At 60.5% G+C, this 12,717-nt stretch carries 11 protein-coding genes, 1 tRNA gene and 1 pseudogene; 11 read left to right on the top strand and 2 right to left on the bottom strand.

Annotated features, from left to right (window positions below; genetic code table 11):
* The first annotated feature begins 102 nt into the window (after nt 1–102).
* The 3 genes from cysQ to cysN are packed head-to-tail and all read left to right on the top strand — an operon-like array spanning nt 103 to nt 3,925.
* Entirely contained in the window at nt 103–1,098 is a 996-nt protein-coding gene (gene cysQ / locus FXV83_RS21170; protein WP_235939966.1) for a 3'(2'),5'-bisphosphate nucleotidase CysQ, read from the top strand.
* Nucleotide 1,099: 1 nt separating this feature from the next.
* Nucleotides 1,100–2,035: a sulfate adenylyltransferase subunit CysD gene (cysD, locus tag FXV83_RS21165; RefSeq protein WP_148741350.1), complete on the top strand. Its 936-nt coding sequence runs from the start codon at nt 1,100–1,102 to the stop codon at nt 2,033–2,035.
* Nucleotides 2,036–3,925, top strand: coding sequence for a sulfate adenylyltransferase subunit CysN (gene cysN, locus FXV83_RS21160; protein WP_148741335.1), 1,890 nt, complete (start codon nt 2,036–2,038; stop codon nt 3,923–3,925). It begins immediately after the preceding gene.
* Between the two features lie 140 nt (nt 3,926–4,065).
* Here cysN and FXV83_RS21155 read toward each other — a convergent pair.
* Nucleotides 4,066–4,873: pseudogene (locus FXV83_RS21155) on the bottom strand (transposase family protein); the annotation flags it as partial.
* A 460-nt stretch (nt 4,874–5,333) separates the two neighbouring features.
* Here FXV83_RS21155 and FXV83_RS21150 point away from each other — a divergent pair.
* The 4 genes from FXV83_RS21150 to FXV83_RS21130 all read left to right on the top strand — a co-directional run bounded on the left by FXV83_RS21150 (nt 5,334) and on the right by FXV83_RS21130 (nt 8,921).
* Complete coding sequence (locus FXV83_RS21150) at nt 5,334–6,236, top strand: glycosyltransferase family 2 protein (protein WP_187436049.1); 903 nt, start codon at nt 5,334–5,336, stop codon at nt 6,234–6,236.
* A 421-nt stretch (nt 6,237–6,657) separates the two neighbouring features.
* A complete protein-coding gene (locus tag FXV83_RS21145) occupies nt 6,658–6,873 on the top strand; it encodes a ribbon-helix-helix domain-containing protein (protein ID WP_148741333.1) in 216 nt (71 codons plus the stop codon).
* Nucleotides 6,867–7,229, top strand: a complete 363-nt coding sequence (locus tag FXV83_RS21140; RefSeq protein WP_148741332.1) for a type II toxin-antitoxin system VapC family toxin — start codon at nt 6,867–6,869, stop codon at nt 7,227–7,229. The genes FXV83_RS21145 and FXV83_RS21140 overlap by 7 nt, the downstream gene beginning before the upstream one ends.
* A gap of 444 nt (nt 7,230–7,673) precedes the next feature.
* Nucleotides 7,674–8,921 carry a tyrosine-type recombinase/integrase gene (locus FXV83_RS21130; protein WP_148741331.1) on the top strand — a complete coding sequence of 416 codons (1,248 nt, stop codon included), beginning with the start codon at nt 7,674–7,676 and terminating at the stop codon, nt 8,919–8,921.
* 8 nt (nt 8,922–8,929) lie between these two features.
* Here FXV83_RS21130 and FXV83_RS21125 read toward each other — a convergent pair.
* Nucleotides 8,930–9,006: transfer RNA gene (locus FXV83_RS21125), tRNA-Pro, on the bottom strand.
* A gap of 68 nt (nt 9,007–9,074) precedes the next feature.
* Between FXV83_RS21125 and FXV83_RS21120 the strand changes: the two genes are divergently transcribed.
* The 4 genes from FXV83_RS21120 to FXV83_RS21105 are packed head-to-tail and all read left to right on the top strand — an operon-like array spanning nt 9,075 to nt 12,555.
* On the top strand, nt 9,075–10,064 hold the full coding sequence (locus FXV83_RS21120) for an L-threonylcarbamoyladenylate synthase (protein ID WP_187436048.1): 990 nt from the start codon (nt 9,075–9,077) through the stop codon (nt 10,062–10,064).
* Nucleotides 10,065–10,087: 23 nt separating this feature from the next.
* Nucleotides 10,088–11,515, top strand: a complete 1,428-nt coding sequence (locus FXV83_RS21115; protein WP_148741329.1) for an FAD-binding oxidoreductase — start codon at nt 10,088–10,090, stop codon at nt 11,513–11,515.
* A complete protein-coding gene (locus FXV83_RS21110; RefSeq protein ID WP_187436047.1) occupies nt 11,512–11,967 on the top strand; it encodes a GNAT family acetyltransferase in 456 nt (151 codons plus the stop codon). The genes FXV83_RS21115 and FXV83_RS21110 overlap by 4 nt, the downstream gene beginning before the upstream one ends.
* A 9-nt stretch (nt 11,968–11,976) precedes the next feature.
* A complete protein-coding gene (locus FXV83_RS21105) occupies nt 11,977–12,555 on the top strand; it encodes an NUDIX hydrolase (RefSeq protein WP_148741328.1) in 579 nt (192 codons plus the stop codon).
* Nucleotides 12,556–12,717 lie beyond the last annotated feature (162 nt).

The following is a 12,717-nucleotide window of genomic DNA, read 5'->3' as shown; positions in this document are numbered from 1 at the left end:
AGGAGGCATTCGTTTAGGCGCGGTGCTCGATCAGTTTAGACAGTTCCGCTGACGGCTTAGCTGAAACCGTTGACCTGCTCATGTGAAAGGGTTCAATCAGGCGTGAAGCCGCTTACCCCGCAAGCTAGTGCAAACAGAAACTTTGCTTTTGACACGAGGATATTATCCAGTCTGGCGAAACGCGAGCAAAAATTCTTGCATTCTATGCTTTTTGCGCCCAGCAAGAGCGACTTTCAACTTTTTTCAGCATTCAACCGTCGCGCAACCATGGTAATAAGACGAAACCTTTATTTGAGCGAGGAGCTTAATCTGGACGAGTTCGAAAGACTCGCGCGGCTGTTTGGCCTAATTGCCGTTCGCGCCGGCGAGGTCGTCATGGATGCCCGCGCGGATGCGTGCCGCCCTGACTTCAAGGCGGACGGCTCACCCGTGACCGCCGCCGACCTTCGAGCCGACGATCTCATCCGTAGCTGCCTCGAAAGGAACCTGCCGGATTTCCCGATTGTCAGCGAAGAGAGCTGCTCAGGCGTCTTCCTCAAGACGGCTGAGCGGTTTATCCTTGTCGATCCGCTCGACGGAACTAAAGAATTCATCCAAGGCAGGGACGAATTCACGATCAACATTGCCCTGATCCAGGCTGGCAGTCCGGTTGCGGGCGCGGTCTACGCGCCGGCCCTGCACCAGCTCTATATGGGCGGCACCAATGCGTATAGGCTCGATATCCGCGCGAACGAGGGCGCCCTCTCCTTCAGCAAAATGCGCCCCATAGAAGTGCGCCAGGCTCCATCTAAAGGGCGGCGAGCGGTCGTCAGCCGCTCTCATCTCGACGGTGCGACCAAGGCGTGGGTTAAACGCCACGGGATCACCGATCTTCAGCCATCTGGCTCTTCGCTTAAATTCTGCGTCGTCGCGGAGGGAGAGGCTGACGTGTACCCGCGGCTCGCGCCAACGATGGAATGGGATACGGCAGCTGGCCACGCGGTGCTTCTGGCCGCCGGCGGCACTGTTACGGACTTGGACGGCCGCCCCTTGCGGTATGGCAAGCCAGATTATCGAAGCACCGACTTTGTCGCGCGGGGAGCGCCCCGGGATCTTTAAAATGAATGCGCAAGACATCACTAACCCAGAGACTCACAGGCTGCCGCGGCATCTCCGGCGTCTGGAGGCCGAGTCCATCGAGATCATGCGCGATGTCTTTGCCGAATTTAGAAAGCCTGTGATGCTCTATTCGATCGGCAAGGATTCGAGCGTCATGCTGCACCTTGCGCTGAAGGCCTTCTATCCGGCAAAGGTCCCGTTCCCGCTAATGCATGTCGATACTACTTGGAAGTTTCGCGAGATGATCAGCTTTCGCGACCAGACTGCCAAGCGTCTCGGCATCGACCTGATCGTGCATGTGAACCAGGAGGGGATCGAGCGCCGCATCAACCCGATTGTTTCCGGGCCGGCGCTGCACACGCAGGTGATGAAGACCGAGGCGCTCAAGCAGGCCCTCGACCTCTACGGCTTTGACGCGGCGTTCGGGGGCGCTCGGCGCGATGAGGAAAAGAGCCGGGCGAAGGAACGCATCTTCTCCTTCCGTTCGCCCGGACATGTCTGGGACCCGCGTAACCAGAGGCCAGAGCTGTGGAATCTCTTCAACACCCGGATCCGGCAAGGCGAGACGATGCGCGTGTTTCCCCTGTCGAATTGGACGGAGCTCGATATCTGGGAATATATCATGCTGGAGAAGATTCCGGTCGTTCCGCTTTATTTCGCGAAAGAGCGGCTGGTGGTCCATCGCCACGGCACGCTGATCATGGTCGATGACGAGCGGCTTCCATTGGCTCCGAACGAGAGTTCCGAGCTCAAGATGATACGTTTCCGCACGCTTGGTTGCTATCCGCTGAGCGGCGCCATCGAATCTGACGCCGCCACCATCGAGGACATCGTCGCGGAAATGCATGTTGTAAAAATATCCGAACGCCAGGGACGGCTTATCGATTCTGATGAAGGGACATCGATGGAGAAAAAGAAGCGGGAAGGTTACTTCTAAATGGATGCTGATGCATTGCGAGGGCTTGCCCCCTCCGACAGCAAGGATCAGCTGCGCTTAATCAGTTGCGGCTCGGTCGATGACGGAAAGTCGACGCTGATCGGTCGGCTCCTGCACGACAGCAGGATGATCTATGAGGATCAGCTGCAGACGCTCGCGCGTGAAAGCGTCAAGCACGGCACAACCGGAGATGATCTCGATTTTGCCTTGCTGGTCGACGGGCTCGAAGCCGAACGCGAACAGGGCATCACCATCGACGTCGCCTATCGCTTCTTCACTACACCGCGCCGATCGTTCGTGGTGGCCGATACCCCCGGCCACGAACAATATACGCGCAACATGGCGACCGGCGCGTCCAACGCCCAACTCGCGGTAATGCTGATTGACGCGCGCAAGGGCGTCCTGGTGCAGACCAAGCGCCATTCCTTGATTTGCTCGCTCTTAGGCATTCGGCACGTGGTCGTGGCCATTAACAAGGTCGATCTGGTCGATTACCGCAAGGAGGTGTTCGATCGCATCGTGGGCGACTATGTGGCGTTCGCTTCGAGCCTCGGCTTCACGTCGATCGTAGCTATCCCGATCGCAGCACGATACGGCGACAACGTCACCAGCCAGTCCAGCAACACCGATTGGTATCATGGCCCATGTCTCTTGGACTATCTCGAGAGCGTCGACCTGGAGTCTGAGACGGCCGGCCTGCCTTTCCGCTTCGCGGTGCAATGGGTGAACCGGCCTAACCTGGATTTCCGTGGCTACGCCGGAACGGTCGCGTCCGGCAGCATTGCGGTTGGCGAAGAAATCATTGTCGCTGCATCGGGCCGCCATTCGCGCATCAAGCAGATAGTGACATACGATGGCGAAGCTGGGCGCGCCGAAGCCGGCGATGCGGTGACCATTACGCTGGTTGACGAGATCGACATCGGCCGCGGAGACATTCTCGCCAAGCCGACAGAACGACCCGAGGTCGCTGACCAGTTTTCGGCCCACGTGATCTGGATGGATCAGGAAGCCATGGTTCCGGGCCGTTCCTATGCCCTCCGGATCGGCACGCAATCGATCGCGTCCGGCAGCATCACTGCGATCAAATACAAAATCGATGTCAACACCGGCGCACGCTTGGCAGCCCGAACCTTGAGTCTCAATGAAATCGGCTTTTGCAACGTTGCACTAGCAAATGCCGCCGCCTTCGACACCTATGAGGCGAACCGCCGCACCGGCTGCTTTATCGTGATCGACCGCTACACCAACCGGACCGTCGGAGCAGGCATGATCGTCTTCCCCTTGCGGCGCGCTGCTAACATCGCCTGGCAGCCGCTTTCGGTCGGTAAGACCGAGCGCGCCGCTCTCAAGCACCAAAGACCCTGCATCGTCTGGTTCACCGGGCTCTCCGGCGCGGGCAAGTCGACCATCGCCAACCTCGTGGACCAAAGGCTGTTTGCGATGTCGCATCACACCATGCTCTTGGACGGCGACAATCTCAGACACGGTCTCAATCGAGATCTCGGCTTCACCGAAGCCGATCGCGTGGAAAACATCCGCCGCGCGGGCGAGGTCGCGAAAATAATGCTCGACAGCGGCCTGATCGTGATCTGCTCGTTCATCTCCCCCTACAAGGCCGAGCGGGACATGTTGCGTGATCTCGTGGGCAAGGGCGAATTCATCGAGGTCTTTGTGGATACGCCAATCGACGAATGTGTGCGGCGCGATCCGAAAGGGCTCTACACCAAAGCGAGATCAGGCACGATTAAGAATTTCACCGGCATCGATGCGCCATACGAAGCGCCGAGCGCGCCGGATGTCCATTTAAAGACACTGGGCCAGCAGCCGGAGCAGTCGGCTGATATGGTGCTAAACTGCCTAGTTACACGAGGGATCATCGCGCTGAGATGACCGGATGAGAAGACTGATTTCGCTCTACAATCTGTTCGCCCCGATCGCGTCGTAGTTGGCTCCTGGCCTATCGTGAGAATCACCACGCTGTCGCCCTTGATCCCCGAACAGACAAGTTTGACGCGCAAATTGGTCGTCCGTTAAGAAGCCGAATTGAGTGGGACTGGACAGGGGGGCGTGCGCCAGAGCTGGATCAGGAACAGGCACAAGAGTTCTCTGAGCCAGGCGAGGATACGGCGGAAGTTGTGGCCCACTGCTGAGAGCACGACGTTGGCGGCGTCGCCGGCGCGGCCTTTGAGGTAGCAGCGGCCAAGGTGAACTTCGGCCTTCAGATGTCCGATGATGGGCTCGATGGCGGAGCGGCGCCGGAGCTCGCGCTGGATGGCGCCGAACACGCCGCGCTTCTGCCCCGAAATGAAGACGCGACGGGATTTTGCGTGTCGTGGCCGCGATATCCTTTGACTGTCGCGGGATTATCGGGCAGCGACCTGGCGTGCAGCACGAAAAGGCCACCGGGAGCCCGGCGGTTGTTGGTGACGATGGAGGCCTTCACGCCGAACTCGTAAGGCGCGGCGGCCCTGCCTTGCCGATGCATTCCACCTCCGGGGCATGGAAGGAATAAAGCTTCCAGCCGCGCTGGCGCTGCTGCTGCGAGCGGATTTGCGCGGCCCGGCTAAGCGGGAGGGCGAATGCCTCCTCCAGTGCCGGCTGGCCCTCGATCTTACGGCGGATGTCGCGGATGATGCGGCCGAGCCGGCTGCGCAGAATGCGCAACTGCCGCTGATGCCGGCTGAACTGTTGGGCATGGGCGTAGCGGCCCGCCATCATCGCGGCGGCCTTGGCCACACGAGAATAGGACTGCCGCAGCCTGACGGCGTGCCTCCTCGCCAGGGGGTTGAGCCCCTTGATAGCCGCATGAAGCAGCTTGGGATCGGTCGGGAAGGTGAGACGTTAGCATTGGCAACATACTTCAGCGCGTCATGTACGCCGGTGCCCGGCAAGCCGTGACCTTCGCCTACAATAAACCTACCCAGGCGGAGACTGAAAGCAAGTCTATCTCTCAGACACCTATGAAGCATTCCTGCCTCAGAGTAGCACGCTGCTTCATTGGTCGTCTCTGGCTACCAGGCGAGTCCGCGGACTTTTGTAGAAAGCTCGCAACCTGTAGCGGAAACGACACGCTCTCGGACAATTGGTACGTTTTTCACTTCCCGGCCTCCCCACGCCTCTAAGTCACTGAAATACGTGGCTTTGCGGCCTTCTTTGGGTCTAGGATAAAGTTGCAACTCTCACCATCTGCGCGTATTAGGTTGTGGGGTTGGTTTGCTCGTCGTCACGAGCAGGCTCTTTGGGGCTAATTCCTTCGGGCTGCGCAACTCTCGGACGGTTCCCGTCTGGATGTTTTGGGGTGGGTTCTTCTGCTGTGCCACAGTCTTTCAAACGTGAATTTCATTCAGAATGCCATTTTCCAAGTCCTGGTCGCTTCGTCGGTCTCCCTAAGGCAGTACCGACGGACGGATCGGCGCCGCTCTCGACACTTGCGACAAACGCTAGTCGTGCGCACGTCGCAATTCTCCTTGCGGTGAAGGACGGTGCTCGATTTTTACCTGAGCAGCTGGAATCTTACGTACAGCAGACGCATAGGGATTGGTCTCTCCATGTTTCTGATGATGCGTCCAAGGACAGAACGATTGAGCTCGTTCAGGACTTCGCCAGGCGCGTTTCAAACTCAGTGACCTTGCGTTCTGGACCTTCCGCAGGCCCAAATAGCAATTTCCTTTCCCTGCTTCGGGATACCAGCATCGAAGCGGATTATTTTGCGTTCAGCGATCAAGACGATGTTTGGTGCCCAGATAAGCTGGAACGAGCGTTAGATCTCGTGCGGACGGTGCCCGGTGATCATCCGACGCTTTATGGTTCGCGAACCGAATTGATCGATCGCGAGGGTTGCCACAGCGGATACTCCATGGAATTCAAAAAGCCGCCGAGCTTCCGAAACGCTCTCGTGCAAAGCATTGCCGGCGGAAACACAATGGTCTTCAACCGGGCTGCACGCGAACTGCTCAAGAGAGTGGCGGACGGGAACGTGATCATTCATGACTGGATGACCTACATCGTCATTTCGGCAGTAGGCGGCACGATCTTCTACGATAAAAGGCCTTCGCTGAGGTATCGCCAGCATGAAAACAACCTCGTGGGGGCCAACATTAGCCTTCGGGCTCGCCTCCGTCGCGTGAGGATGCTTCTTAAAGGACAATGGCAAGAATGGAATTCGATGCTGCCGGGCATTCGCACTCCGACGGTCCTATGACGCCCGAAGGATCAGGTCTTTCGATGCCGCTTGCCGAGCATCTTAACACGGCATTTTTGCTCTGAATTTTTGTGCCATTTTGTGCCATTTTTGTGCCGTGGAGTTTTTGGAAGCGGCTGGGAATCGCGGTGGGAATTCCGCTAACCTATTGGTAAACAATGGTTTCTTTTCGGGCAGCCTGGAAATGACTTGTAAGGAATGAAAAAGCCCGCCAGAGGCGGGCTAATTCATTGATATTGCTATCAAATCTTGGTTGCTGGGATAGGATTTGAACCTATGACCTTCAGGTTATGAGACTGAACATTCGTCGGTTGAGCGGTTGCCGAATGAGCCATCGCTTTCGCAGATAGCGGGAATCGGGCTGGCGATTTTTCGACCAGATGATACATAATATTGATATCATATATCCAAGGACCCTGCCATGCGAGCGCTGGTTGATCTCGGCGATAGTCAAATCCAAGCGCTGGACGAATTGTCGAAGAAGGACAAGCGGTCGCGCGCGGCTCTCATTCGTCAGGCGATCGACGACTATCTCGCGAAGCGGCATAGCAAGCAGGAAGGTGATGCGTTTGGCCTCTGGGGTAAACGCAAGGTGGACGGCTTGACCTATCAAGAGAAAGTGCGTCGCGAATGGTGAAGGCACTGTTCGACACCAATATTCTGGTCGACTACCTCAACGCTGTTCCCGAAGCTCGCACAGAACTTCAGCGCTATACAAAAAAAGCCGTCAGTATCATTACATGGATGGAAGTCATGGTGGGCGCCGATCCCGATGTTGAAGCTGCGACGCACAACTATCTAAGCGGCTTCGATATCGTCGCCGTCGATGAACACATCGCAGAGCGTGCTGTTGGTCTTCGTCGAAGTCATCGGATCAAATTGCCAGATGCCGTTATCTGGGCGACAGCGCAGGAGCATTCCATGCTGCTCGTCACGCGCAGCAACAATTTTCCGAATGACGATCCCGGTATCCGGGCGCCTTACAAGCTGTGAAGACAACGATTGAGAGATCCAATGTTGGGAGTGTCTCCGAAACGCGCAAGTATTTTTGCTACGCTGCGCTTTGATAGCTCAGGTTTCTCTACGAGCGAGCTCGCTAAGATCCGCTGGCATGCGATGCGTGGCAGGCAAGCGGCAACGAGAGCGTCGTTTTCTTTGGTCGTCAGGAGAGGCAACATCGCTGCGACGCGCAACTGCCTGCGCAACGTCGAGGAAGTCCACCGAGTCTGCTGCCATGGGCGCACCAACAAACCGACGAAGCGAAATTGCTCCCAACGATCCAATTCGACTGTCTACGGCAGCTTCGTTGGCATTTCCGGATGGGTCGATGACCAGTTCTGGGCTTCGCAAGGAAGCTTTGCGCGGTCGCCTGATCATCGAGCGCATCGCAGGTAAGGATTTTACGACGCTGGCACATATCGAGCGCATGAGGGAGCTATGCCGCGTATCAGCAAAGGCCCGAGACTCTACAAACGCAAGGCCAAGAGAAGAAACGGACGCCTCATCGCCAACGCTGTCTGGACCATCCGCGATGGAGACCGCGAGGTTGCCACAGGAGTCTTTGCGAGCGAGGCTGAGCGAAAGCCGCCGAGGGCCGCCGAAGACGCCCTCGTAACGTATATCACCTCGAAGTACCGCCCTCCGCGTCGCGTCCGCGACATTGAAAACATCGATGTCGCCGATGTACTTGCAATCTATCACGCTCATCGCGAGGCGATTTACATTGAACGAGGCTCTCCTCAGTCCGAAATAACGGAGTTCGCGGACCGGATCGGTCGCCTGAACGATTTTTTCGGTGGCAAGATGCTGGCTGAGGTGAATGCGCAGACTTGCGGGCAGTATGTGAAGGCTCGCGGGCGTCCCGGGGGAGCCCGGCGCGATTTGGAAGATCTGCGTGCAGCAATCAATCATCATGCGCGGGAAGGCCTGCATCGCGGGTTGGTTCGCGTCGCGCTTCCCGCAAAAGGACCTGGTCGTGAGCGGTGGCTGAGCCGCAGCGAAGCCGCTGCACTGCTGTGGGCGTGCTGGCGATACCGCGAAGTCCAGACACGGCATCGCGGACCTCTCAAGAACCAAAAAATTGAGACGGGCAAGCGCCCGCTTCGTCATATCGCGCGCTTTATTTTGATCGGGCTCTATACCGGTACGCGCGCCGGCGCGATCGCCTCAGCGTCGCCCTACCGTGACACGGGCCGATCGTATGTCGATCTTGAAAACGGCATCTTTTATCGACGCGCCCAGGGACGGCGTCCGACTAAAAAACGGCAGCCGCCGGCGCCAATTCCTGACCGATTGCTCGCCCATATGCGTCGCTGGGCTAGGACGGGCGCAATCGTCTCACACTTTGTCGAGTTCAACGGCGCGGCGGTCAAATCCGTCAAGTCGGGGTTCCGAAGCGCCGTTGGAGTCGCCAAGCTGTCCACCGAACCGGGCAAGGTCACTCCGCACACCTTGAGGCACACGGCCGCGACCTGGCTGATGCAGCGCGGCGCAGATCCATGGAAGTCAGCTGGGTTTCTTGGGATGTCGGTCGAGGTATTGCTCGATACCTATGGCCACCACCACCCGGAATTCTTGCGCGAGGCGGCTGCAGCCATCACGACGAAACCAAACAAGAACATCGTATCTGGGGTTGATCGCGGGGTTGACTTGGCCGCGTATCGTGAAAGAAGACAAAAAGCGTAATAAAATCTTGGTCGGAGTGGCAGGATTCGAACCTGCGACCCCTGCGTCCCGAACGCAGTGCTCTACCGGGCTGAGCCACACTCCGACAAGAGGCCGGCTTATAGCGTCGGGTTTGGCGCACCGCAAGCGGCCGGTCTAAGGAATTTCGTCCCTGTGAAAACGAGCCTTGAAACGTTGATTTTACCGGCAGGCCACGCCGCCGCCGAGGCTGCCGCCCGGCGGCTCGCCGCCGGCGGGCTGGTCGCGTTCCCGACCGAGACGGTCTACGGGCTCGGGGCGGACGCCGGGAATGCTGCCGCGATCGCCCATCTCTATGCCGCCAAGGGGCGGCCGGCCTTCAATCCGCTGATCGCCCATGTGGCGGACCTTGCCGCCGCGCGCGCCATCGGCCGGTTCGACGCGCGCGCGCTGCGGCTTGCGGAGGCGTTCTGGCCGGGGCCGCTGACGCTGGTTGTGCCGAAGACCGACGGCTGCCCGGTGGCTGAGCTTGCCACCGCGGGCCTCGATACCGTCGCGATCCGCATTCCCGCCCACCCGGTGGCGCAGGCGATCCTGCACGCCTTCGGCGGGGCGGTGGTGGCGCCGTCGGCCAATATCTCCGGCCATGTCTCGCCGACGCTGGCAGCCCATGTCGAGAGCGACCTTGCGGGTCGGATCGACCTGATCGTCGACGGCGGGCCGGTCGAGGTCGGCGTCGAATCGACCATTGTCGGCTGCTTCGAATCGCCGATGCTGCTGCGTCCCGGCGGGCTGTCGCGCGAGCGGATCGAGGCGGTGCTCGGCGTAGCCCTGGCGCGGCCGCCCGCGGAGGCCGAGAGCGACGACAGCCAGCCGCTGGCGCCGGGCATGCTGGCCTCGCATTACGCGCCGCGGGCCAGCGTGCGGCTCGATGCGCGCGACGTGGAGCCGGGCGAAGCATTGCTGGCGTTCGGCCCTGCACGCCTCCCCGGCCTTGACGCAGCGTCGGCCGTGATGAACTTGTCGCCCAGCGGTGATCTCGATGAAGCCGCCGCCAATCTGTTCGGCTATCTTCGCGCGCTCGATGCGAAGGGCCCGAAGGCGATCGCGGTGATGACGATTCCCGAACAGGATCTGGGCGAAGCCATCAACGACCGCCTGCGCCGCGCGGCGGTTGCGCGATAGAACGCGGAATGAAAGAAGACGGCATGAATATCAATCCATCTGCCATCCCTCCGCTTGCGCCGGAGTTGGTCGAACAATTCCGCAAGATCGTCGGCGAGAAGCACGCGATCACCGATGCGGCCGACATCGAGGCCTACGTCACCGAGGAGCGCAACCTGTTCCACGGCCGCTCGCCGCTGGTGCTGCGCCCGGGCTCGACCGCGGAAGTCTCCGAGATCTGCAAGCTCGCCACCGCGCACAGGGTCGCGCTGGTGCCGCAGGGCGGCAACACCGGCCTTGTCGGCGGCCAGACGCCGCACAATGGCGAGGTGGTGGTGTCGCTGCGGCGGCTGGACAGGATTCGCGAGGTCGATACGGCCTCCAACACCATGACCTGCGAGGCCGGCGTGGTGCTGCAGATCGCCCAGCAGAAGGCGGCCGAGTTCGACCGGCTGTTTCCGCTGTCGCTGGGCGCGGAAGGCAGCTGCACCATCGGCGGCAATCTGTCGACCAATGCCGGCGGCACGGCGGCGCTCGCCTATGGCGTGGCGCGCGAGATGGCGCTGGGGCTCGAGGTGGTGCTCGCTGACGGGCGCATTCTCAACGTGCTGTCGAAGCTGAAGAAGGACAACACCGGCTACAATCTGCACAACCTCTTCATCGGCGCGGAAGGCACGCTCGGCATCATCACGGCGGCGACGCTAAAGCTGTTTCCGAAGCCGCGGGCGATCGAGACCGCCTTCGTTGGGTTGAAATCGCCGGAGGCGGCCTTGAGGCTGCTGGCGATCGCGCAAAGCGAAGCCGCCAACGCGCTGACCAGCTTCGAGCTTCTGTCGGAGCTGGCAGTGGATTTCTCGATCCGCCACGGCATCGACGTGCGCGATCCGCTTCAAGACAAGCATGCCTGGTACGTGCTGATAGAATTGTCCGCAGCCGGCGAGGATGCGCGCGCGCCGCTGGAGGCGATCCTGACCCGCGCCATGGAAGACGAGATCGTCGACGACGCCGTGATCGCGGCCAACCTCAGCCAGCGCGCCGGCTTCTGGAAGCTGCGCGACGAGATGTCGTCGGCGCAAAAGCCGGAGGGCGGCTCGATCAAGCACGACATCTCCGTGCCGGTCGCAGCGGTGCCCGCCTTCATCGCCGAGGCCAATGCTGCCGTGGTGAAGCTGATCCCCGGCGCGCGGCCGGTGCCGTTCGGCCATCTCGGCGACGGCAATCTGCACTACAATGTCAGCCAGCCGGTCGGCGCCGACAGCGCGGACTTTCTGGCGCGCTGGCACGAGATGAACGCGGTGGTGTTCGCGATCGTGCTGCGGATGGGCGGCTCGATCTCGGCCGAGCACGGCATCGGCGTGCTCAAGCGCGACGAGCTGCCTGAGGTGAAAGACAAGACCGCGATCGAGCTGATGCGCGCCATCAAGGCGATGCTCGACCCGCTCGGAATCATGAATCCGGGGAAGGTGCTGTGAACCAAGCTGCCTCCCCGCTCGCGATTGCAGAGATCGCGGATGCCGACGTCGAGCCCGTGGTCGCGCTGTGGCAGCGCTGCGGCCTGACGCGGCCCTGGAACGATCCGCATGCCGATATCGCGCTGGCGCGGCGGCGAGACAATTCAACGGTGCTGGTCGGCCGCGACGGCGGCGCGATCGTCACGACCGCCATGGTCGGCCATGACGGCCACCGCGGCTGGGTCTATTACGTCGCCGTCGATCCCGACTGCCGCAAGCGCGGCTACGGCCGCGTCATCATGGCCGCTGTGGAAGACTGGCTGCGCCAGGCGGAGATTGCAAAGCTCCAGCTCCTGGTTCGGCGCGGGAACGAGCAGGCCAATGCGTTCTACGTGTCACTCGGCTTCGAGGAATCGACCTCGGTAATGTTCCAGAAATGGCTCGACGGCCGCGACACGCCCACAAACAACTGAGATCGAGCCATGACCATTTCCGACCGCGTCCGCATCAAGGACGTCCGCGTGCTCTCTGACAACTGGACCCCTCTGAAAGAGACGACGTTCGACTACCGGCGCGCCAACGGCGAATGGCAGACGCAGCACCGCGAAACCTATGAGCGCGACAACGCTGCAGCCGTGCTGCCCTACAATCGCGCGCGCCGCACCGTGATCCTGGTGCGCCAGTTCCGCCTGCCGGCGTACATCCGCGGCCATGACGATCTCTTGATCGAAGCCGCCGCCGGCGTGCTGGACGAGGCCGCACCGGAGGTGCGCATCCGCGCCGAGGCCGAGGAGGAAACCGGCTATCGCCTGCACCACGTCCACAAGGTGTTCGAGGCGTTCATGAGCCCCGGCGCCGTGACCGAGAAGCTGCATTTTTTCATTGCCGAGTACGAGCCAGAGATGCGGGTCAGCGACGGCGGCGGCCTCGAACACGAAGGCGAGGACATCGAGGTGCTGGAGCTCGGCATCGACGAGGCGCTGGCGATGATCGCCGATGGACGCATCATCGATGCCAAGACCATCATGCTGCTGCAATATGCGGCGCTGCATGTGTTTTAGATAGCTGCGCGGCTTCCTTCCCTTCTCCCCTTGTGGGAGAAGGTGGCGCGAAGCGCCGGATGAGGGGTCTCTATCCGCAAGTTCAAAGCGGTAGTCGAACACGCGGATAGAGACCCCTCACCCGTCTCGCCGCTGCGCTGCGAGCCACCCTCTCCCACAAGG

Source organism: Bradyrhizobium hipponense, assembly GCF_008123965.1.
GTDB classification, from domain to species: domain Bacteria; phylum Pseudomonadota; class Alphaproteobacteria; order Rhizobiales; family Xanthobacteraceae; genus Bradyrhizobium; species Bradyrhizobium hipponense.
The sequence above is the reverse complement of the archived record's forward strand: the minus strand, read 5'-3'. Positions and strand labels throughout refer to the sequence as shown.

Coding starts and splice junctions, on each gene's coding strand:
- cysD (WP_148741350.1), top strand. CDS start 1,100: ATGAATGCGCAAGACATCACTAACCCAGAGACTCACAGGCTGCCGCGG.
- cysN (WP_148741335.1), top strand. CDS start 2,036: ATGGATGCTGATGCATTGCGAGGGCTTGCCCCCTCCGACAGCAAGGAT.
- FXV83_RS21145 (WP_148741333.1), top strand. CDS start 6,658: ATGCGAGCGCTGGTTGATCTCGGCGATAGTCAAATCCAAGCGCTGGAC.
- FXV83_RS21140 (WP_148741332.1), top strand. CDS start 6,867: ATGGTGAAGGCACTGTTCGACACCAATATTCTGGTCGACTACCTCAAC.
- FXV83_RS21130 (WP_148741331.1), top strand. CDS start 7,674: ATGCCGCGTATCAGCAAAGGCCCGAGACTCTACAAACGCAAGGCCAAG.
- FXV83_RS21115 (WP_148741329.1), top strand. CDS start 10,088: ATGAATATCAATCCATCTGCCATCCCTCCGCTTGCGCCGGAGTTGGTC.
- FXV83_RS21105 (WP_148741328.1), top strand. CDS start 11,977: ATGACCATTTCCGACCGCGTCCGCATCAAGGACGTCCGCGTGCTCTCT.